General features: G+C 43.3%; 17 protein-coding genes and 2 tRNA genes. 5 read left to right on the forward strand and 14 right to left on the reverse strand.

What is annotated here, in order from left to right:
• Positions 1–67 precede the first annotated feature (67 nt).
• Positions 68–1606 carry a YifB family Mg chelatase-like AAA ATPase gene (locus tag DC487_RS07115; RefSeq protein ID WP_116775273.1) on the forward strand — a complete coding sequence of 513 codons (1539 nt, stop codon included), beginning with the start codon at positions 68–70 and terminating at the stop codon, positions 1604–1606.
• Here the strand turns inward: DC487_RS07115 and DC487_RS07120 are convergent.
• The 4 genes from DC487_RS07120 to rsfS all read right to left on the reverse strand — a co-directional run bounded on the left by DC487_RS07120 (position 1603) and on the right by rsfS (position 5441).
• Positions 1603–2238 carry a rhomboid family intramembrane serine protease gene (locus tag DC487_RS07120; RefSeq protein WP_116775274.1) on the reverse strand — a complete coding sequence of 212 codons (636 nt, stop codon included), beginning with the start codon at positions 2236–2238 and terminating at the stop codon, positions 1603–1605. The genes DC487_RS07115 and DC487_RS07120 overlap by 4 nt on opposite strands.
• Before the next feature lie 4 nt (positions 2239–2242).
• Entirely contained in the window at positions 2243–2890 is a 648-nt protein-coding gene (locus tag DC487_RS07125; protein ID WP_116775275.1) for a LutC/YkgG family protein, read from the reverse strand.
• Positions 2891–2958: 68 nt separating this feature from the next.
• A complete protein-coding gene (gene ftsH / locus DC487_RS07130) occupies positions 2959–5034 on the reverse strand; it encodes an ATP-dependent zinc metalloprotease FtsH (protein WP_116775276.1) in 2076 nt (691 codons plus the stop codon).
• A gap of 32 nt (positions 5035–5066) precedes the next feature.
• Complete coding sequence (rsfS, locus tag DC487_RS07135; RefSeq protein WP_116775277.1) at positions 5067–5441, reverse strand: ribosome silencing factor; 375 nt, start codon at positions 5439–5441, stop codon at positions 5067–5069.
• Between the two features lie 45 nt (positions 5442–5486).
• Between rsfS and DC487_RS07140 the strand changes: the two genes are divergently transcribed.
• The 4 genes from DC487_RS07140 (at position 5487) to pfkA (ending at position 9598) form a co-directional block, all read left to right on the forward strand.
• Complete coding sequence (locus DC487_RS07140; RefSeq protein WP_165799040.1) at positions 5487–6257, forward strand: biotin--[acetyl-CoA-carboxylase] ligase; 771 nt, start codon at positions 5487–5489, stop codon at positions 6255–6257.
• Between the two features lie 95 nt (positions 6258–6352).
• The gene (locus DC487_RS07145) at positions 6353–6805 is read left to right on the forward strand and encodes a protein-disulfide reductase DsbD domain-containing protein (RefSeq protein ID WP_116775279.1); all 453 of its coding nucleotides are present in this window, start codon (positions 6353–6355) and stop codon (positions 6803–6805) included.
• A 78-nt stretch (positions 6806–6883) separates the two neighbouring features.
• Positions 6884–8587, forward strand: a complete 1704-nt coding sequence (locus DC487_RS07150) for a protein-disulfide reductase DsbD family protein (RefSeq protein WP_116775280.1) — start codon at positions 6884–6886, stop codon at positions 8585–8587.
• A gap of 36 nt (positions 8588–8623) precedes the next feature.
• The gene (pfkA, locus tag DC487_RS07155) at positions 8624–9598 is read left to right on the forward strand and encodes a 6-phosphofructokinase (RefSeq protein WP_116775281.1); all 975 of its coding nucleotides are present in this window, start codon (positions 8624–8626) and stop codon (positions 9596–9598) included.
• A 103-nt stretch (positions 9599–9701) separates the two neighbouring features.
• On the opposite strand, the gene DC487_RS07160 is transcribed toward pfkA, so the two are convergent.
• From DC487_RS07160 to murQ, 10 genes are all read right to left on the reverse strand, one after another.
• Positions 9702–11306 carry a SusD/RagB family nutrient-binding outer membrane lipoprotein gene (locus tag DC487_RS07160; RefSeq protein WP_116775282.1) on the reverse strand — a complete coding sequence of 535 codons (1605 nt, stop codon included), beginning with the start codon at positions 11304–11306 and terminating at the stop codon, positions 9702–9704.
• A 29-nt stretch (positions 11307–11335) separates the two neighbouring features.
• Positions 11336–14590: a SusC/RagA family TonB-linked outer membrane protein gene (locus DC487_RS07165; protein ID WP_116775283.1), complete on the reverse strand. Its 3255-nt coding sequence runs from the start codon at positions 14588–14590 to the stop codon at positions 11336–11338.
• A gap of 48 nt (positions 14591–14638) precedes the next feature.
• Entirely contained in the window at positions 14639–15778 is a 1140-nt protein-coding gene (locus DC487_RS07170; protein ID WP_165799041.1) for an ROK family protein, read from the reverse strand.
• 243 nt (positions 15779–16021) lie between these two features.
• A tRNA-Val gene (locus tag DC487_RS07175) sits at positions 16022–16096 on the reverse strand.
• Positions 16097–16107: 11 nt separating this feature from the next.
• Positions 16108–16185: transfer RNA gene (locus tag DC487_RS07180), tRNA-Val, on the reverse strand.
• 109 nt (positions 16186–16294) lie between these two features.
• Positions 16295–18292: an FUSC family protein gene (locus tag DC487_RS07185; RefSeq protein WP_165799042.1), complete on the reverse strand. Its 1998-nt coding sequence runs from the start codon at positions 18290–18292 to the stop codon at positions 16295–16297.
• A gap of 132 nt (positions 18293–18424) precedes the next feature.
• Entirely contained in the window at positions 18425–20398 is a 1974-nt protein-coding gene (locus DC487_RS07190; protein ID WP_239016336.1) for a putative porin, read from the reverse strand.
• Positions 20399–20503: 105 nt separating this feature from the next.
• Positions 20504–21319 (reverse strand): purine-nucleoside phosphorylase, encoded by an 816-nt coding sequence (locus DC487_RS07195; RefSeq protein ID WP_116775287.1) that lies wholly within the window; start codon positions 21317–21319, stop codon positions 20504–20506.
• 91 nt (positions 21320–21410) lie between these two features.
• On the reverse strand, positions 21411–22919 hold the full coding sequence (locus DC487_RS07200; RefSeq protein WP_116775288.1) for a sodium:solute symporter: 1509 nt from the start codon (positions 22917–22919) through the stop codon (positions 21411–21413).
• A gap of 10 nt (positions 22920–22929) precedes the next feature.
• Complete coding sequence (murQ, locus tag DC487_RS07205) at positions 22930–23754, reverse strand: N-acetylmuramic acid 6-phosphate etherase (RefSeq protein ID WP_394341834.1); 825 nt, start codon at positions 23752–23754, stop codon at positions 22930–22932.
• Positions 23755–23775: the final 21 nt, after the last annotated feature.

Below are 23775 nucleotides of genomic sequence, written 5' to 3' on the forward strand. Positions count from 1 at the left end.
TTTATCTAAACAAACAATACTATCTTTATTAACTCTAAACAATGCTGTCCTATAAATATACCGAATTATGCTCGTAAAAACGCACGCAAGCTCCTGTTATGGCATTGATGCTACTGCTATTGGGGTCGAAGTAAATATAACCACAGGCACGAAATACTATATTGTCGGTTTACCCGATAACGCTGTACGGGAAAGTTTACAGCGTGTTGAAAGTGCGATCATGGCCGTAGGCTTTCGCATGCCTCGGCAAAAGATCGTTATTAATCTATTTCCAGCCGATATCAGGAAGGAAGGTTCGTCTTACGATCTTTCTATTGCGGTAGCGATTCTTGCTGCATCGAATCAAATACGACCTATCAATCTCCACGAATACATCATTATCGGCGAATTATCCTTAGATGGCTCGCTTCAGGCGATTCGCGGTGCTTTACCGATTGCCTTGCAAGCCAAGAAAGATGGATTTCGCGGACTTATTCTTCCTGAAGCCAATGCTCCTGAAGCTGCTGTGGTCGACGGACTGGAAGTGTTTGGCGTAAAACACCTGCGTCAGGTCATCCATCATTTGGAGGAAAAGGAGAAAATCCCGCCTTTACAAATTGATATTCAAGCGCAGTTCGCAAAGCAATTGGACGCACACGAGGTGGATTTTGCCGACGTGCAAGGACAAGAGAATATCAAAAGAGCGATGGAAATTGCGGCAGCTGGCGGACACAATCTCATTCTCATCGGCCCACCGGGAGCCGGCAAAACCATGTTGGCAAAACGATTGTCGACCATTTTGCCGCCACTCACATTGGAAGAATCGTTGGAAACTACCAAGATTCATTCTGTAGCAGGACAATTAAATACCAAAGATGCGATCCTGACCATTCGGCCATTCCGAGCACCACACCATACCATATCCAATATTGCACTGGTTGGCGGAGGCACCAACCCTCAACCTGGCGAGATATCTTTGGCGCATAATGGTGTGCTATTTTTAGATGAATTGCCCGAATTCAAACGCAACGTACTGGAGGTGATGCGGCAACCGCTGGAAGCGCGCAACATCACGATCTCTCGCGCAAAATTTACCGTGGATTATCCTGCGAGCTTTATGCTCATCGCTTCAATGAACCCCTGCCCTTGCGGCTATTATAATCATCCAGAGAAAAGTTGCACGTGCAGCAGCCAAACCGTACAACGGTATTTGAGCAAGGTGTCTGGCCCACTCATGGATCGGATTGACCTTCACGTCGAGGTAACGCCCGTTGCTTTCAAAGAGCTGAGCGCGCAAAAAACTAGTGAGAAAAGTACAGCCGTTCGCCAACGTGTCGTATTGGCTAGAGAAAGACAAGCTATGCGGTTTACCAAACATCAGAACACATACAGCAATGCGCAGATGAGTCCAGCATTAGTACGTAAGATGTGTCGATTAGATGAAAGTAGTCAACAGTTACTCAAATCTGCCATGGAACGCTTGGGGTTGTCTGCGCGAGCATATGATCGCATTTTGAAAGTGGCACGTACGATCGCAGATATGGATGCCAGTGATGATATCCAAGTGCAGCACATTGCAGAAGCGATCCAATACCGAAGCTTAGATAAAGCGAATTGGGCGAACTAAAAACCGAATTGCTCGGCAAAATGCCTGAAAATCCAAGGGTACAATAACAAGGTGACCAGTATTCCCGTTAATGCGCCGTAGAGATGCGCATCGTGATTGATGCCATCACGTGCATTTTTGGAAGCCCAGATGCAATAACCTAAATACAGAAAGCCGAACACAAAAGCGGGAATCGGAATAGCCATAAACAGGTAAAGCATGGTGCGCGGATAGAAAAGGATAAAACTAAATAACACGGCACTAATAGCTCCAGAAGCACCTAAGCTATGGTAGTTATAATTGTCCTTTTGCTGCATGATCGTAGGGATATCGCTTAGAACTAACGCCACTACGTATAAACCTGCAAAATAGATGTGTCCGATAGGGCCACTTTGCACAACTAAAAGGCTTTCCAATGCAAAGCCAAAGAAGTAAAAAGTTAGCATATTGAAGATCAGATGCGTCCAATCTTTGTGAATCAGCCCACTAGTAATTACCATTGGCCACTTGCTGCGATCGCGATATACGGTATAAGGATGCAACATCATCCGCCCATATATTTGTGGATTTGAAAACGCATAAATACTCAAACCAACGGTAAGCGCAAAGATAATGCTCGCAACAGGCGTGTTGATGATATAATCTGATAACATATTTTTAAAATCTATCTTCTGTCAAAAAAACATAGCACTGCTCAGGGCCGTGCCCTCCATCCATAGCAGTATAACCGATCGCATTGCTGGCACTTGGTCCCGTAATCGTAGTGAGCATCGAAGGTATTTCATTCGGATAACGATCTTGCACTTTTTTGTAGGCGTGCTTGAGATCCATCACCAACTGTGAAGCCGTGGCAAAAACGATGTGCACTGGCGCAAATATGCTCAACCTACGACCCGAAGGGCTAGCATTTGATAGCAATACGCTACCCGTTCTGGCGATCAGCGATTCGCAAGAGGTAATACCGATTTCCACTTGATCTAAATCTTGATCAGAGCGCAAGCACGGAAAACCATACTGATCCAACAAACTTTGCAGCTGCGGCTCCCAAACGGCAATCTTAGTTAACTGCAACTTCTCAACTAGCACGACCAAGTTTTCGATCAGATCTACCTCGCCATCACAGTAGATGAAGTGCCCACCTGCTGCCGTAAATTCATGCGCAAAAGTGACATCCAATGCTTCTTCTTCATCGGCGTACAAAGGCGTATCTTCAAAATCAGGGTATGGATTGTCCCGTTTATGGAGCAATGCTTGTCTGATTTGTTTCAGCATCTTTTCTTTGGCGGTGGTGTTTCGGATATTCATAGTAAAAAAGGTGCAGCAAAGTTATTCGGCTGCACCTTCCATTTTATATGTGAACGTTTTTTATACTTCTATTCTTTTACAGAATCACTAGTTTCAGGTTGATCGCCTTCCACTATGTCATCCTGAATTGGCGGAAGCTGCAAGTCGGTCTGTGGCACGCCACCACCGTCTACTCCGCCATTCACAAATTCTTCGTAGGTAGTTTTGTTCGCAAAAGGTCTTTTCCCTAATAATTCTTCTAAATCGGATTGGAATAAGATCTCCTTTTCTAACAATTTCTCAGCAACTGCCACTAAGCCTTCTTGCTTATCCAACAGCAATTGACGCGTGCGCTCGTATACCGTCGAGATAATGGTGCGCACCTCGACGTCAATTAATTCGGCCGTCTGATCAGAATATGGTTTCTGGAATTGTGCGTCGCCAGATGCATCTCGGAAAGACACATTGCCCACTTTATCATTCATACCATATACAGCAACCATTGCATAAGCCAATTGGGTAATACGCTCTAAATCGTTTTGTGCACCCGTACTGATTCTTCCAAACGTGATATCTTCTGCTACACGACCACCTAAAGTCATGGACATACTATCTACTAATTGTTCCGTTGTATACAAGAACTGCTCTTTTGGCAAATATTGCGCATAGCCTAATGCGGCAACACCACGTGGTACTATGGATACTTTCACCAACGGATCGGCATGCTCCAAAAACCAGCCTGCAATAGCGTGACCCGCCTCGTGGTAAGCCACAATCTTCTTCTCTTCTGGAGAGATGATTTTATTTTTCTTTTCTAAACCACCAATCACGCGATCGATCGCATCTTGAAAATCTTGCATATCAATCGCTGGCTTATTTTTACGTGCCGCGATCAAAGCTGCTTCATTACATACGTTGGCGATCTCGGCACCCGCAAAACCTGGTGTTTGTGCAGAAAGCTTTTTCGCATCAACTTCTTCCGCCAATTTCAACGGCTTCAAGTGTACTTTGAAGATATGCTCACGACCGATTAAATCTGGTTTATCAATGGAGATTTGACGGTCAAAACGTCCTGGACGCAGTAATGCCTGATCTAATACGTCCAGTCTATTTGTCGCAGCCAAGATAATAACGCCGACATTGGTACCAAAACCATCCATCTCGACCAGAAGTTGGTTCAAGGTGTTTTCACGCTCATCATTACCACCCATTACGGAGTTTTTACCACGAGCACGACCGATCGCGTCAATCTCATCAATGAAGATAATACACGGTGCTTTTTCTTTCGCTTGCTTGAATAAGTCACGCACACGCGACGCACCCACACCAACAAACATTTCGACGAAGTCGGAACCCGAAAGCGAGAAGAATGGCACTTGCGCTTCACCAGCAACTGCTTTAGCCAATAGAGTTTTACCTGTTCCCGGAGGGCCTACAAGCAACGCTCCTTTCGGAATTTTACCACCTAGATCGGTATATTTTTTCGGATTTTTCAGGAAATCTACGATTTCCATCACTTCCGTTTTTGCTTCTTCTAAGCCAGCTACATCATTAAAGGTGATGTTGATCTGCGATTCTTTATCAAAAAGCTGCGCTTTGGATTTACCGATGTTAAACAGCTGTCCGCCACCGCCAGCACCGCCGCCACTCATCCGACGCATCAAGAACATCCAGAGTGCGACCAAAATAACCAATGGCAAGATGAAAGATACTAACCAACCCGCCCAAGGATTGGAACGGTCTTCATAGTTGACCGATACTTCAGCATGATCGGCAGCTAAGCTATCTTGTGACACCTTTAACTTGGATTCTAATATCTCGGCAGAAGGTTCGGTAAACAAATATTGCGGACCTACATTTGGAGACAGGGCTAATGCATTGTCTCTCGGCGCCACGTCTTTGTATTTGTCATCTTCTTTTAGCTTGTCTTTTTTGATATAGACTTCTACTTCCAGAAGATCATTATTCTTGTAGGCTACCAAGCGATCGACATCACCCGGAATCAACATTTTCGTTTCAAACTCTCTATAAGTGATCCGCTTCGAAGGCTCGGAACGGAAGAAATACTGTAAGCCTATAAAACCAATAATCATGGCAATCCATATCCAGATCATACTGAATCTTGGTGGCACCGGAGTAATCTTTTTATTTGGTATTTTCTTCATTTTCTACATTGATAGATGAGACATTCGTCTCGTTAGGCACTCTGATAGGCTTGGGTGACGGCATCACCCCAAAGATCTTCGATTCCATAATGGTTACGTTTTTCCGTTTTGAAAATATGCACCACCACATCGATAAAATCCAACAAAATCCATTCGCCATTTCCTTGGCCTTCTTTATGCCACGGGTCTTGGCCTAAAGCTTTATATACTTCCTGCTCGACACTGTTGGCGATAGCATTGACCTGTACATTGGAGTCGGCATGGCAAATCACAAAATAATCCGAAACAGATCCATTCACTTCACGCATATCCAAACGCACAATCTCATTTCCCTTTTTCTCCTGCATCCCCAACACGACTATCTCTGCCAGATTTTCTGATGACAATAACTTTTTGTCTTTACTCATTAAAAAATATTCTATTTTTGGTGTGAGTCACTCATCTTTATTCCTTTGCAAAATAACACATTTTCGGGAGATTTCGCCGGTCAGAACATAATTATCGTAGATGAAGTTGCATCTACGAATGACTTCCTAAAAGCAGAAGCTTCAAATTTCAAGCCATGCGACAACTTTACTGCCATTATGGCAAGGCATCAATCCAAAGGCCGCGGGCAACGTGACAATTCATTTCATAGCGCCAAAGGTGAAAGTCTGACATTTAGTTTCATTTTGTTTCCTAAACAATTAGTGGTGGATGATGTTTTTGCGATTCAAACATTGATTAGCCTTAGTCTACACGAATGGTTTAGCCAATACACGGATCACTGCCGAATCAAATGGCCCAATGACATGATGTTGGGGGACAAGAAAGCGTGCGGCGTGCTAATTGAGAACACGATTAAAGGCCAGGAAATTCGATACAGTATTGTGGGAATAGGTGTAAATATCGGCCAGCGGGAATTCCCCAAAGATATCGCACAAAAAGCAACTTCACTATTCTTGGAAGTACCCGGTTTGACAGAGCGTCCGATGGAGGCGCACTGCGCCGACATCATTTCTATTATTCAGCAGAAGTACGCCAACTATTGGTCTGAGCCGGAGCAGATGTTGTCGGCGTACAACGAGTTGCTTTATCGCAAAGGCCAATTGACGCTGTTCGAGGCGAATGGTGAAGTCTTTGAAGGCAGCATATCACATGTGGATAAGCGCGGCATGTTACATATTGATCATGGCACTGTAATGAAGCCCTATTACTTCAAAGAAGTTACCTTATTAAGGTGATTTTATTTCCTATATTTGGCTTATCATTAAACCCATTTATTATTTCGTGGTCTTAAATGATATGGCAACACAAGCCGCTTAACAGAACAATACGTATGAAAAAAGCATTATTAGCATTCACCCTTGTATTTTTTGCGCTTTCAGGCGCTTTTGCACAGATACACAATCCTGTAAAATGGACGGTAGCAACGAAGAAATTGAATAACAACGAAGCGGTCGTATTTATCAAAGCTACGATCGAAAACGGATGGCATATCTACAGTACTTCGGTACCTAGCGGTGGCCCAATAGCTACCAGCTTCACCTTTGCGAAATCCAATGATTTCACCTTGAACGGTAAAACGATGGAGCCAAAGCCTCAATCAAAGTACGAAGAGACTTTTAAAATGGATGTACCTTACCATAATAAAGAGGTGGTATTCCAACAGAAAATCAAATTAAATGGTAACAAAGCAACGAAAGTATCGGGCACAGTAGAGTTTATGGTGTGTGACAAAACAAAGTGCTTGCCACCAGACGAATACAGCTTTTCAGTTACCGTAAAATAATCATTCGGTAAATATCTGAATATAAAAGGCAGCCTTATCTGCCTTTTTTTTATTTTTACGATGTTTTCAATTTTGCATATGAACCGTGTAGCAATTTACCTACCTATTATTACGCTCCTGTTTAGCTTATCATTTGGTGCATTGGCCACCAAGGCACAGGACACATTAGTTCCTTTCGAGGATATTGAATTTACCGAATCGCCTGCTTCTGAGGAGGAAGCGGAATTATTAGAAGTTCCTGCAGACATACAATTTGAGGATGGCGCAGATACCACTGTTGATGAAGATCAATTAATAGATGAAGCGCAGGCAGTGCAAACCCAAGATGCAAAACAATCTTTGTGGGGCGTTTTTATTGCGGGATTGTTGGGTGGCTTCGCGGCTTTCATCATGCCTTGTATCTTTCCGATGGTGCCTTTGACAGTTAGTTTCTTCACCAAACAATCCAAAACACGGGCTGCTGCCATTTCGCAAGCGCTCTTATATGGGGTATTCATTATCGCGATCTATGTGGCGCTTGGGATGTTGATCACAGTCACTTTTGGTTCCGACGCGCTTAACGCCTTGTCCACAAACGGTATCTTTAACTTCTTCTTTTTCTTATTGCTCGTCTTCTTCGCCGCATCATTTTTTGGCGCATTCGAGCTGACATTGCCTAGCTCATTCGTGAATAAGATCGATGCAAAGTCAGATCAAGGTGGTTTTATCGGGCTATTCTTTATGGCCGCGAGTTTAGCGGTTGTTTCTTTTTCGTGTACAGGACCTATTATCGGTACACTTTTGGTTGAGGCCGCTTCTAAAGGCGAACGCCTTGGGCCAGCCATCGGAATGTTGGGCTTTGCTATCGCATTGGCCATTCCATTCGTTTTATTTGCGATATTCCCTTCAATGTTGAAGTCTATGCCAAAATCTGGCGGATGGCTAAATAGCGTAAAGATTGTATTGGCATTTTTAGAGTTAGCTTTGGCGCTTAAATTCTTATCCAATGTGGATTTAGCGTACCACTGGAACTGGTTGGATCGCGAAGTATTCTTGTCTTTATGGATTGCGATCTTCAGCATGATGGGCTTGTACTTGATTGGCAAAATTCGCTTCTCGCACGATAGCCCTTTGAGCCATCTTTCCGTACCTCGCACCATTATTGCCGTTATTGTATTCGCTTTTGTGGTATATATGGTGCCTGGATTATGGGGCGCACCGTTAAAATCAATTTCGGCATTCCTGCCGCCAAGTGCTACACAAGATTTTGATTTGAGCACCGGTGTTAGTCAGGCACACAGTGCATCATCACCCGATTCTGCTAAGAAGAAATATTATGAGATCTTCCACGAACGTGGTACACCAAAAGGTTTTGATCCGTACTATGATTATGAAGAAGCTTTGGCTGCCGCAAAAGTGGCCAACAAACCAGTTCTTATTGACTTCACTGGGTGGAATTGTGTAAATTGTAGAAAAATGGAAGCCAACGTATGGACCGATCCTAAAGTGGCGCAGATCTTGCGCGAACAATTTGTGATGGCCGAACTTTTTGTGGATGACCGCACCGAGCTAGCAGCAGAAGAGAAATATACCTCTACATATAGTGGTAAAAAAATAAAAACAATAGGTAATAAATGGAGTGATTTTCAAGCAGCTACCTTCAATAGCAATTCGCAGCCTTTGTATGTCATTGTAGATACACAAGGAAATGTGTTGGTACCACCAACTGGCGCAGACTACGACATCAGTAGTTACACCGCCTACTTACAAAGTGGTATTGATGCGTTTAATGCGAAGAAGTAGGTTGCTTACTTTTCATTACCTAACAAACAACTTTTGATGAGTCAAATAAAAAATATAGCAGTATTAACTTCCGGAGGAGATTCTCCGGGTATGAATGCGGGAATCCGCGCCGTGATACGAACTGGTATCTACCATGGCTTGACTATGTACGGGGTGCGTAGAGGATACGATGGCCTTGTAAATAACGAAATCGAAGCAATGGACGCGAAGTCTGTTGCCAACATCATCCAGCGCGGTGGTACGGTTTTGAAAACAGCACGAAGTGATGAATTTCGCACCTACGAAGGCCGTCAGCGCGCGTATGAGAATCTAAAAACATTTGGAATAGATGCTTTAGTAGTAATCGGTGGTGACGGTACATTTACTGGAGCCTCCAAATTTATCGAAGAGTTTGATATTCCAATCATCGGTATGCCCGGCACGATTGACAATGATTTGGCCGGAACAGACTTTACGATCGGATATGATACGGCAATTAATACGGTCGTAGATGCGGTGGATAAAATTCGGGATACGGCAGAATCTCATGATCGTGTTTTTGTGGTGGAAGTGATGGGACGAGATTCTGGTCTGATCGCACTACGTTCTGGTATTAGCACAGGAGCAGAAGCGGTATTGATCCCAGAGCTAAATGTAGATTACGACGCGATTATGAAGCGTCTGGATAAATCTCGTTCTAATAAGTCTTCTCGTATCATCATCGTAGCCGAAGGTGATAAAGAAGGTGGTTTAGTCGTTGCAGACAAGATCAAAGAAAACTTCCCTCATTACGATGTGCGCGTATCCATCTTAGGCCATATCCAACGCGGTGGTAAACCAACTTGTATGGATCGTGTGTTGGCCAGTAGATTGGGCGTGGCTGCGGTAGAAGGATTGCTAGAAGGTCGTCGTGGAGAAATGGCAGGCTTGATCTGTGGACAGGTGGAATACACTCCTTTTGAAAAAGCAATCAAACACATTAAGCAGGTGAATACCAATCTAACTCGAATTGTAGAGATTCTATCTTTATAATGATTTATAGATGCTGCTTCAAGCAGCTATTCGATACTAAAAATGGCTGCTTCCAATATGGAAGCAGCCATTTTATTTTTAACTGTTTGGTAGGAGTTGACAATTAGTCAATATCCCAGAAGATACGGGTAGTGCGCGTATCTTTTGATCTTACGGCTTCGTAATTCATACTATTATTTGTTACCTCATTAGATGGGTACAACAAACGTAGCGGAGGATTTTGGAAACCATTTAAGTTCGAAATTGGAAACGCTGGCAAAACGGGATAACCTGTTCTGCGGTAGTCTGCCCATGCTTGCTCTGCTTGCAACCAACCAAAATGCAACCATTTTTGCGTTCCGATCAATTGCAGTTTTGCCTGTGCAGCACCTGTGTAAGCGATGTTAGAGTCTTTAATAAAAGCTTGAACCGCTTCAGCAGAAGGTCTGGCTACCTTTGCCCCTGTGTTAGACGAAGCGTTGTTCAAATAGTAGTAGAAATCTATTGACTGCGCTACGGCTGTTTCATAGGCAGTTTGTGCCGATGCTGTGCTACCCCAGCGTTCTTGCGCTTCAGCTTTGATGAAGTTTACCTCAGAAGTCGTCATCAATATACCTGGAAGATTACTATTAATCCAAGATGTAGTCGAATCCACAATGGCATAACGACGCAATGCAGCATTACTATACTCTGCATCAGCAGCTGCCTCAGTTGTAGTAATTGGCAAAGCCTGAAACTCTGCATTTGGCGTAAATACGTTTTGTACAGTCTTTCCATATTTACCAAACAACATATCCATACGAGGATCATTAGCTGTCTTCAACACGGTATTCAGCATATAATCTGGTGCATAATGACTGTTCAACTCGCGCACCGCATCTAATAAACTAGATGTATAGGTTGTCAATTTCTGGTTCAATACATCATGACGACCACCTTCTTCAAGTGAGGTTTGTGTACCATCTATTAATGGGTACATCTCTGGGGCGTTCAGCATAGTCATAATGTCTGTCCGAGCTCTTCCCTCATCCGATTTCGAGATTTGCATCAATGCACGAAGTCTCAAAGAATTGGCATATCTGCGCCATTTATCAGAATTTCCTCTATTAATAATATCCGCCCGCACAAAATCATTAGTTGTCTGATATGTTCTAAAGTACTCCGCCGCTTCGGTAAATGCCGTAATAAATTGATCGTACAATTCTTTCTGGTCATCAAATTTACCTAAAGCAATTTGGTCAGTTGCTGGCAAGCTTCCTGCTTCGCTGAAGGGAATATCACCGAAGTTGTTGACCAATTTCGCCGCTTGACCGTAGACAATCACACGTGTCGCGTGCATAAATGCATCATATTCTGCACGCTCTGCTTCTGGTAAGGCATCATAAGTACGCTCCATGGCACGATATACACCCAACATACCTGGGGAATAGAAATCTCTCCAATAATCGTTGGTGTAAGAATCTGATTGTTGGTACATCGTATTGTTATTCGCGAAATACGTGGTTTGTGTATAACGTGCGTGATGTGGCAATACGAAAGTACGGTAGTGCCAATACTCGGAACGAAGGCGCGAATTGTTTAATATCTGGGTCATAAATGCCCGAATATTGGGAATGTCCGTTTGTTCTGGATCTTGATAACGATCCTCTAGCTCAGTCTTACAAGATTGCATTGCCGTTAAAGAAAGCGCGGCAACTAGTAGACAGATTATGTTTCTTAACTTTTTCATGTTGTTTCCTTTTTTAACTGCTGTATGTCCTAGAAATTAGCATTTAATGAGAAGCCAAAACTTCTAGTGGCTGCGGTAGAACCGATATCTATACCTTGAGAATACCAGTAGTTTCCGACAGGTGACTCTGGATCAATATCTTTGATCGATCTGTAGAAGTAGAACAAGTTACGTCCAATCAGTGATACGCGTAGGTTATTCATCTTCAAGCGCTCGCTGAATGCGCTAGGTAGGCGATAGCTGACAACGAGTTCACGTAATTTGATGAAGTTATTGTCCAATACAGCTGCTTTTTCATTCCAAGCATCATTACCCCAGTAGAAATTGTTCATGTAATACTCCGCACCACTCAATTTCACATCATTTGGCTGACCTGTATTTTCATTCACCCCGTCTAGTGTGATTCCTGTTTCGCGGTATTCCAATGTGCTCTCCAAACGACCTGCACCGTACGCATATTTATGAGGCGTCGAAATCATTTGTCCACCAAAACGATAGTCTGCAGTAAAATCTAAAGCGAAGTCTTTGTAAGCAAAAGTATTGCTCAAACCACCAATCGCTTTTGGCATAATGTTACCCGCTTTTACATACGTACTTTTGTCTATGATGTAGTTACCTTCATCAGAGATCAACAATTGACCATCTGCATTGGTAGCGCGTGGATACACATAGATATTTCCTAAAGTTTCTCCCGGACGCGCTTCCATACGAATGGAGCTTTGATCCGCATCATAGAAGATTAGACTAGGTATTCCTGTCGTTAGTTCGTCTAAGCGTGAACGGTTGTTCGCGAAATTCAAACGTGTATTCCATGTGAAGTGCTCTTTGCGAATCGGCGTACCTGTCAAGGAAACTTCCCAACCCCGGTTAGAGATATTACCTACGTTTACGATTTGCGTAACTGCTCCTGTAGAGTAAGCATTAGACAATGGCATGATCTGATCTTTGATCTTATTGTTGTAATAAGATACATCTAAGCCTAAACGGCTATTCAGAAATTTCAAATCCAAACCAAACTCCACCTCCGTTTTCATCTCTGGCTTAAGTTCAAAATTACCATAGTTCTCATTCACATTCAATGCTGGTACTGGACCAGAACCTGTGATAAGAGCCGTCTGCTTGTAAGCGATATTAGAAACATACATCGCTGCATCATTACCCACTACACCGTAAGAAGCACGCAACTTACCGTAATTGAAGAATTCCGGTGCTTCAAATGCTTCCGTGAATACAAAACCAGTGTTTACTGACCCATATAGGTACGGGCTATTTTTTACTGGCAAGGAAGAAGAGTATTCTTGACGACCTGTAGCCTCTAAGAATAGGTAATTGCGGTAGCTGAAGTTTGCTAATCCGAAGTAAGCATATTTAATCAGCTGCTTACGAATACTTGTGGTAGTGGCTTGCGCAAAAGTGTTGCTCAAACTAAACCAGTTCGCGGTAACCAAACCACCTTCTGTGCTAGATGATTGATCATTGTAGTCTTCCATACGAGATTGGAAACCTCCACTCAGGCTAAAATCTACATCGTCCGAGATTTTATCAGCATACGTTAATAACGCATCTCCGTATACGATAGAGTATAATCCTTTGTTGACAGCATATCTACCAGTACTATTCGTCCCATTGAAACGTGTAGCATACTCATTATGCTCTTTGTTTTCGATGTTCAAAGAAGTCACATCCGTTCCAAGACGTCCTCTCAAACTCAACTTGTCAATAATCTTCCAGTTCATCGTCGCACTAGACAGGAAACGATCTTCTTTTTCCGTGTACTCATTGCGATTTTGTTGCCAGAAATAGTTCAATAAGTTTACCCCACGGAAAGCCAAAGGAAATTCTTCAGGACGGTTTGATCCGACGGTCGAGAATTTGTAACCATCTGAAGTACGGTACAATTGGTCACGCATTTTGGCAACATCTTCCGCACCACTGAAAAATCCGCCGTAAGAGGCTAATACATCACCCATCAATCCTGGACGATTATTTGTCTTTGTAGAAATATAAGATGCAACCACATCCAAAGACAAGTCTTCATGCATTTTTACAGTACTATTCAAGTTGAAAGTGCTTCTATTCTGCTTGCTTCCAGGCACGATGGCTTTATAGTCCATATTAGTAGCTGAGAAACGGTAGTTCAACTTCTCTGTTTGATCAGATATACTTACATTGAAGTTACTGTTATGCCCTGTCTGAAAGATATCACCGTAGTTGCCTTTATTAGGCGAGTAGGCACGTACTGAACCATCCCACCAACGTACATCTCCACCGTCATATTTAGGGCCAAATTGTCCCCAAGCATTGTAATTCAACAGGCGCTCACCTGGGTAAGAAGGATTATTCGTAATCCAACCTTCTTCGTTAGCACCGGCTTGCACATTAGTCGCAGCATCATATCCTGGACCATACTCATATTGCAAGCGTGGTAGAAAAGCAGCCGATTCTACAGAACCCGTGTAATTAAAGTCAATGCCCAATCCACGACCTTTAGTGCCTTTTTTAGTCGTAATCACGATTACACCACTTGCCGCATCCGATCCGTATAAAGCTGTAGCGCTGGCACCTTTCAAGATCGTCATGGATTCGATATCGTTTGGATTAAGATCCAACATACCATTACCACGGATTCTATTGTCAGACCAGATCGCCTGTCCACCTGGATTGGTAATACCACCAGTATTATTCACACCAGCCGCACCACCTTGCTGATCGTTACGGATCATGACACCGTCTACCACAAATAAAGGCTGGCGATTGTTGCTCAATGAATTGATACCACGAATTTGCATGTTCACCGCACTAGATGCACCTCCTGGAGCGGCACTAACCTGCACACCTGGCGCTTTACCGTATAAGGCAGAACCAATGTTGGTTGTACCTGCTTGGGTCAATTCTTTCGAAGTAATCGTACTTGCGGCATAACCCAATGCTTTTGCTTCTCGTTTGATACCCATTGCGGTTACCACAACCTCACCAACGTCTCCTGCCTCTTCTCTTAGCACGACATTGATCGAGCGGTTCGTACCAATGGTGAAATCTTGCGATACGAAGCCAATCATTGAAAAGCGTAGTACTTCTCCTGCAGCTACATTAATGCTGTATTTTCCGTCGGTATCCGATTGGGTTCCCCGACTAGTCCCCACCACACTAACCGTCACACCCGAGAGTGGACCATCTGCCCCCGTCACGCGACCGTTGACAGCTTGCTGTGCGAACGTAACTGTGGTGCATACGGATAGTAGCAACAGCAGTAGAACGCAACATTTGTTGTGAAATTTGCTCATTTGTTGTTTGTATTTATGGTTAATTGTTATTTAGTTTTTTACAGGAATTTAGATGTTCCATTTTGCTTTTTCCAAAGCCACACATGCCCCGCCGAGTAATTGTACCTGAGTTAAATCTGAAATCAATAAGCTGGTATGTTTGGACAGGCGATCTATACTGTACTTCATCAAAGCACTCTGAATCTGCGGTAGTAATATGCGGCCCACCTTCGCGCCGCGGCCGGATATGACGACATATTCAGGATTGATAATATGGATTAGTGTAGCTACGCCCTTGCCTAGCATAAAACCTATTTTATTGAGCGATTCCATCGCCAATTGATCGCCCTCATTTGCGGCATCCATCAATTGATCACCGTGGATACTTCCTTGTTCGCTAAAAATGCTTTGCAAGGAGGAAATCTCTCCTTCACTCAACCGTATGCTAGCCGATTTTACCGCAGCAGTAAGCGATGCTTCTACTTCGAGGCAACCTCTTTTACCACAAGAACACAAGGTATTTTCGTCCGATAGTGGAATATGGCTGAATTCGCCTGCATAGCCACTATGTCCTTTGAAAAGTCGATCATGGATAATCATACCCAAACCTACACCCCAGTTGAGGTTTACGACCAACACATCTTGCGATCGCTGCGCTTCGCCAAAATTCTTCTCTGCAATAGCAATGGCGGTCGAATCATTCTCCATCCAGGTCTGGATGCCGAAGTGATCTTGAATGGTTTGACAGAGATCAAACAAAGGATGATTTGCCGCATAAGAATGATTTTGTCCGGTAGCTGAGTCCACAAATCCAGGAATAGTCAATCCGATCGCCATAATCGGCTGACCAACATGCGCTTCCAATGCCTCCCCAATAATAGCTTTGATCTCAGCCATACACGTATCACCCGCTGCAACCGGATTGCGAATCGTCTTGACAGTCCCTAAAATATCGAAGGATAAATCGTAGATCGCAATACTAGTGTAATATTGGTCTATGGATACTGAAAGGATGTTTGGTAGGTTTTGATAATTGAGTCTATATTGTAACGGTCTTCTGCCACCGCTTGATATAGCATAACCGCATTCGAGCACAATACCCAGCTCTGTAAGTTGATTAATAACCTTGGTGACATTTGGTATGCTTTTACCAGTACGAACGGACATGTCTGCAACCGTTTGCATTTTACCAAAACATAAACTCTTCATTACCAATGTTTGCGCCGCATTCATAAATAGGTATTCATAGGACGCACCAAAGATATTGAATTTAATATTTAATTAACAAAGGCTTTTTAATTTTTTTACAAACTATTGCATAGTTAAAACAGGAGGCAAAAAAGACAAAGTTGAAATGTTGATAAAATTTTAGGATTTTCATTTTTTAGCACGGCGGAGTATATGTGCCTTACGTAAACGTAAAAAGCATCAATTTCTTGATGCTTTTTGGGGTGGAGGATACTGGGTTCGAACCAGTGACCCCCTGCTTGTAAGGCAGGTGCTCTGAACCAGCTGAGCTAATCCTCCTTTTTTAACTTTGGTGGAGAATACTGGGTTCGAACCAGTGACCCCCTGCTTGTAAGGCAGGTGCTCTGAACCAGCTGAGCTAATTCTCCTTTTTGTTTGCGTGTGCAAATATATGCCTAAAATCTGATTTTCAAAATTATTTATCTAAATAAATAGAACAAAAAAACCAATCATACGGATTATCAAGGAGATAGATTTCTACAATTCCGTAGACAGCTTCATAAGATCGGCATGTAATGCGTCAACAAAAGCTGTACGCGGCAGCAATGCCATAGCATCCTGCTCGTTGCCTACTTCTGCAGCCGCGACCGATAACCCTATCATTAACGAGTTGGCGCGATATGCCAGAGAGTGGAATGTATACAATCGTCGCCAATTCCAGCGCTTTGCGCCTGGTTCGCGACGCACCTGATCCATCGCCGAAGAGAATGCTGCTAGCGCACCATGCGCCATCTTTCGAGCCAACCGAAGATCATTGGCATCCACATCTACACAACTTATCTTTTGCTGTACCAACTCGCGATACTCCTCTGCTCTATCCACCACATCAGCCGCTAATTTTTTCAGACTTTTGCTTTGCCGTACCGGAATGAAAAACCATCCTGCCAAGGCTAATAAACTTCCAATTAATGTAAAAACGATACGGCTTCCCAATATATCGACCATATTGCCTTCATACACATGCAGAGCTATAATAATTCCTGGCGTTAAACATAGCACGCTCAGCATATAATTGATCCTATTGAAGAAGAAAAAACCAAATAATCCGCACACAGCTAACAATAGCAATACCACTGGTGACGATATCAATAATAACAATAGCGAACCTAACAGAACACCGACAAGCGTTCCAATTATTCGCTGGGCATTCCGAATATTGGTATTAGCAAATCCAGGTCTGGCCACTACGACCAACGTAATCAATATCCAATACGTATAATGATACTCTGGCAAAAGCAATCCAATACTGCCGCCAATGCCAAACATCAGCGCCAAACGTAAAGCGAATGGAAATACAGCTGTACGAAAGGAAAACTGGTTGCGCAGCGCACTTACACCTCGGGGAGCACGTGCTATATAACGTGAGTAACTATACTGACCATATACGCTTTGCTGCGTATCTTGCCGATTTAGCACCAATCGGATTCGGCCGATACACGCTATTATGGAGCGAGAATTGCGAATAGTTGCCCCTAATACTTGTGCTTCTTCCCCAGATAGGGTTTCGAATTCTGCGGATAATTTACGCATGATTTGCGCTATTTCCGCTTCCTTTGTATGGCGCTTAGTCACTGGCAGATTGCCCGCACTTTCCCGAGATAGGAAATCCACTTCTTCCGATAATAATAGTATTAAGGCTCGAATAGATTCTAATACGCGCAAAGGCGCCAATAGCTTTCGAATCGAATCGTAATCATGATCCAATGCAGCTAACAATTCATATAAGTCGGTTACACCCACTCCCTGTTTTATCCAATATTCACTGATATCGGAGGAAGAATTGGTCAAGCGTTTTTCCCGAAGCAACAGGTTTCGTACGTTCTCTTGTTGTTCACTCACTTGCAAATGCAACGCTCCCAACTCCTTGTAAGCTTTCTCTAGTGGCACGTTTTCATCATAGAACTGTGCTTTATTTTTTAGCATCACAGCCATTCGGTAAAAACTATCTGCAATCGCGTACCGCAAGGAGCGATATGGAAATAAAAGCACTTGTAATACGCTGATCAGAAAATACCAAAATACACCCAAGGCGATGTACAGTGCGTACGTTAACGGATCTGCCGGCCAAAGACCGACCGTAAACGTCACCAATATCAACCCCATCAATCCCATCGCAGCGAAGCGACCGCCGTAGATGGAAATCATCGTGAATACGAACGCTGCCATCATCAGCCACAAGATTAGTACAATCGGAATGGCAATCGCACTAGCGGTGATAAACGCCGTGATTCCGAACAATGGGATCGTCCATAGCGAAGACCGCACTTTGTCTTTACGATTGCCTGGCAAATCGGTGAGAGCAGCAAACAATGCACCTAACCCAATCATGATCGCCTGATCCAGAAACCCAAAATAAAAAAGTATCAAACCGGGCAGTATGACCGCTAATGTATTTCGCAAAGCATCGCCACCATGTTCTCCCAACAGAAATAAGTGAATATGTTGAAAATCAAATTTTTGTTTTGATTTTGACAATAAATTAAAAACTATATTCTGCAAATTATTCATTATTCCACAAAAGTACGCATATTAATTTGATAACCTGATGTGTGGCATCACACCATAGCTAAACAAGATCAAAGCATAAATTGATTGAGGTTTAATAAATTAATCGTAGAACTTCCACGATAATCCGAAGCGGATATTAGCATCCTGCATCGGATACCTTCTAACGGTATAGAACCCGTTCGGCGCGATATGTTGGTTTACAAAGTTGTAACTCAAAAAGAGGTTGACACGTTTGATATTGGCCGTTGCCCAGATATCAAAAATTGGGTAAGTGGAGAATTCTATTCCTGCATTGTCGTTATAAAACTGACCCGCATTCATTGCATACGAAGGATTTCGAAAAGGCGTATTGAAGCGAGCATCCAATCCTAACCTAAAGTCTAATACCTCACTGAGCACGTCTGCATAGTAAAAGCTATGCCATGTGTATAATTCTGGAATAGCCAGCACATCCATGGCGTCAGATTTCTGATAGACCGCTCTATTGTCCAAATGAAATTTTCTAAAGCTAAAGTTTTGTGTCACCGTTAGTTTTAGCAAATTAAGTGCTCCATGCTGCGCTGGCTCAATCACACGGCTCAAAGCAGGATCATCTTGCGGATTAGCCACTTCTCTAAAATAGAGAAATCCATCCATCAGAAAATACTCGGCCTTACCAGAGAATCGCAACTTCGGATTTACATAGGAAAACGAAAGATTCTGCGTCTTTGTATTGTTAAAGTTAGTCTGGTCTGGACGCCATTGATGGTATGACAAGTTGGCTCGCTGAAAAATCATTTCTGGAGATTTACTTTGCGTATATGCGCCTAATTGGATATGCCCCAAATTATCCCCTCCAGAAATATTGGCTTGTGCTTCGTAGAGAAAATCTCCAAAGTTTTCACCCAATACAATTTGGTTCACACCCAAGCTGACATCTACCCGATCCGAGAATTGATAACCTAAACGTCCCTTAATCATACTATTTTGAAACGTTGTTCGATAGACCGTATCCTGCGGTAGTGCAATACTATTAGTGTCACGTTGCCTATCTTCGCCATACCAGATCAGGTCATTTTGAAAACCCAAATCCAACTTAATCTCGTTAGCTAGCGAAGGGCTACGAAGAAAAAAACTATACGTAAATTCATTCGTCAATGTGGTCACTCTCGTGGTATCCCCTACCTCCACCAAGTTGTTGAGTGGAAATATTCCGTTGGCATCAGCTTCATTCTTATAAAACATATAACGCCGATTTTGCAAATAGAGGTTGTGCGCCACCACATTGGTAGGCCGGACCTCCATTTCAGGAAGATTTTTATTGATTGTATCAATACGACCAAGATAAAGCGATTGCCTCATAAATAAGCCAATATCCTTCCACTTCGTTCGCGGACGATTAGCATTCGCACCCCGAAGGTTAGGAATTTCACTATAAGATCCCCTACTTTCTGAATTATTGGAGAATACTTCATCATTCACAATAGAGCCATTTTCTGAAGCATCTAATGTATTGAAGGTAAAGTTTGTTAAGAGATTATACCGCAAGCTAGGCGATTCATACCAGGAAAATATGCTACCTTTTCGGTCACTATATTGTTGATTCTGATAAAAACCATCTGTGTTGGCCGCGTTATATTCTGCGCCGATATTGAGGCGAGAATGAAGATTCTGCGCTAGTTTCGCCCGAAAAATCTGATCATTGAAGAAAAATCCAACGGCATACAACTCTGAATAACGAGCGCGCGCACGATAATACTGCACCGAGTCGGCCTTCACTAAATAACGGTCTAATGCATTATATCCAGTCTGAAAACCAATACTCTTATTCGGGTTGAATAATAAGTCACGTGTCGCTAAACCGTAGGCACCCAGATTGATACTAGGGTTCCAGGGTTGCAGTTGCTTATTATAATACTGAAAATTGTGATGCGTGGTATCGATCTGAAAAGTCTGTGTGCGTTGCTTCAGTGCCGCCAAAGTAGTGTACCGCACATAACGCGCCGAAAAAACGACCGAATCTTGCTTATTATCCTCTGCCGCTCGTGCAGAATCCAATGCCGAACTGAACTCTTGCTCTTGTGCAACAGCCACAAAAGACAAACAACAAAACACGACACACAATAGAAACGCCCTCAACAAGATCATCTTTAGTAAATTCCCGGCAAATTGAGACAAAAATACATCTTATGCGCCAAATTATTGCAACACAATTAGTTCTTTTAACAGTCGCGTTAATTTAGGTTCCGCCTCTGCAGCCACCGAAACAATTTCCTGCAAAGAAACCGGATGCAGATTCGCATGAAATCCTTCGTCGGTAACCACGGAAATAGCACAAACGGGCACACTCATATGGTGCGCAACGATTACTTCAGGCACGGTACTCATCCCGACAATATCGCCCCCAATAATGCGCATATAACGATATTCGGCACGGGTCTCTAAGTTTGGACCTGGCGCAGCTACATACACGGCTTTATGTGCTTTGTAACCCAAACTATGTGCAATCGACAAGCTTTGCTCGATCATTCCACGATCGTAAGGTTGGCTCATGTCAGGAAAACGTGGCCCAAAGTCTTCATTATTTGGTCCGCGCAGCGGATTATCAGGCAATAGATTGATATGATCGTCTATAATTGCGAGGTCACCTCTTTTAATATCAGGATTTAACGAACCCGAGGCATTCGACAGAAACAATTTCTGGATACCCAACAGCTTCATGATACGTACTGGAAAAGTGATCTCTTGCATACCATACCCCTCGTAATAATGCAGTCTACCTTGCATGGCTACCACATTGCGACCATTCAATTGCCCAAAGATTAACTTTCCAGAGTGAAACTCTACGGTAGAGATCGGAAAGTTTGGAATATTGGAATACATCAATTGGTAAGAGACATCAATTTCATTGACCAACTTTCCTAAACCAGTACCTAAGACAATACCAAATTCAGGCACAAAATCACCTATTTTCCGGCGGATGTAGGCAATCGTTTCATTATAACTATCGTGCATACTCAAAATATAGATCTATTCTCAAACATAAACGAATTTTGCTAGCCACGCAATAAGGCATCAGGTACTTTAAGTTCTTTTAACGATCTCATTATCGCTTTGGCACCTCTTGCACCACCTCAGGATCTAATCTCAATCTGCCCGGCGAACTTAACAGTAGCAGCAGAAACGTGAGCAAACCGTTGTAAATAATCAACTCAAATCCTACTTGGTAGTTGCCCAATGAAAACAGATAATCTGTATTGATGACTAGAAAAATAACCGTCGGCGAAATCACACTGATGAAAGGAACCAGCTGGTCGCGAACGCGCAATCGGGTTAAAATTCCAAAAGCAAATAAGCCCAACAAAGGCCCATAGGTATAGCCGGCCGCCGTGAAAATCGCATTTACCACCGAGTCATCATTCACGATCCGAAAGATCATAATCACCAATAGCATAATGACGGAAAACCCTGCGTGAACGTAGTTTCGTTGGCGAATCAAATGCGGCGCATTCGGATCTGTTTTCTTATTAAATCCTAGAAAGTCCACGCAGAATGACGTTGTCAAGGCCGTCAATGCAGAATCTGTGGTAGCAAACGTCGCCGCTGTAAGTCCCAACATAAAGATAATCCCGGGCAGCACCGTCAAATAATTAAGCGCAATCTCTGGATACAGATAATCTGGTGTGCGCATTGCCGTAAGATCGATTTGATTCTTCGCGGCATAGATATATAACAGCGCACCAACGCAGAGGAAAAACAAATTGATCACGATAAATATACCAGTAAACGTCAGCATGTTTTTCTGCGCTTCGCCAATAGTGCGCATACTCAAATTCTTTTGCATCAGATCCTGATCCAGCCCTGTCATCGCAATCGTAACAAATGCGCCGCCAATCACATGTTTCCAGAAATGGTTGCGAGATCCTAAAAAATCTTCCCACACAAAAATCTTAGAATAACTACTTTCCTTGACTGATTCAAAAGCCTCCATCATAGACAGGCCCAATCCATCTGCCATAAAATAGATAGACAGCACAACCGCCAAAAGTAGGAAAAACGTTTGCAGCATATCTGTGATGATAATGGTTTTCAGCCCACCTTTATTAGTATACAGCCAGATGAGCAAAAGACACAAAGCAATGGTAACGATGAAAGGTACATTCCACGCATCAAAGATGAATTTTTGCAGGATAATGGCCACCAGATACAATCGAAAAGCCGAACCAATGGTTCGCGAAATCAAAAAGATCATGGCGCCAGTCTTATAGCTTTTATGGCCGAGTCGCTCTTCTAAATACGTATAAATCGAGGTAAGATTTAGCCGATAATAGAGCGGCAACAATACATAAGCAATTAGTACAAAACCGATAGCATTGCCCAGCACAAACTGAAAATAACTGAAATTATTGGCGCCGACAGCTCCGGGCACGGAAATAAAGGTCACGCCAGAAAGCGCGGTGCCAATCATCCCGAAAGCCACCATATACCACTTCGCATTGCGGTTTGCTACGAAAAAAGTGGCGTTATCAGAGGATTTTCTGGAGGTAAAATGCGCAATGGATAGCAGCACGGCAAAATATACAATCAGGAAACATAATAAGATAATCGGCGACATCATGAGGGCGTTAAGAGTTTTTTAAATCTGCTTCGTAATGCGTAGCCGCAGCGCGCACGCTGCCATATTTGTCTAGGTATTCCTTTGCAGTGGTTTCGTTCGCTCCCGTTTCATCCATCACCATCTGTACCGCACGGCCGACCAATTTATGATTGGATAGCTGCATATCTACCATTTTATTTCCTTTAACGCGGCCAAGTTTAATCATCACAGCCGTGCTCAACATATTCAACACCAATTTCTGTGCTGTTCCCGCTTTCATGCGCGTCGATCCAGTCACAAACTCAGGACCCACCACCACTTCTACTGGATAGTGCGCTTCAGCAGCAATAGGCGATCCAGCATTGCACACAATACATCCCGTCGCCAAACCGGCAGCGTTGGCACGCTGCAGTCCGCCGATGACGTATGGCGTCGTGCCCGAAGCAGCAATGCCGACCACAGTATCTTTCGTATTAATGTCATATGCTTCCAAATCTCGCCAAGCTTGTTCCGCATCATCTTCTGCATTTTCGACCGCTTTGCGAATGGCCGTATCGCCACCAGCGATCAATCCCATCACCCAATCGGCTGGTACACCAAATGTCGGCGGACATTCCGATGCATCCACCACACCCAATCGACCGCTCGTGCCCGCTCCAATGTAAAAAAGTCGTCCACCCGCTTTCATCCGATCAGCGGTGATATCCACTAATTTTTCAATAGCTGGAATAGCCAACGCCACCGCATGGGGCACCGTTTGATCTTCTTGGTTGATATTGGTCAACAATTCGGTGGTCGACATGTTATCTAATCCTTGGTGATTCGATTCTTTTTCGGTCGTTCTAATGATCATAATATGGTCAATAATATATCG

This window comes from Sphingobacterium corticibacter (assembly GCF_003076635.1).
GTDB classification, from domain to species: domain Bacteria; phylum Bacteroidota; class Bacteroidia; order Sphingobacteriales; family Sphingobacteriaceae; genus Sphingobacterium; species Sphingobacterium corticibacter.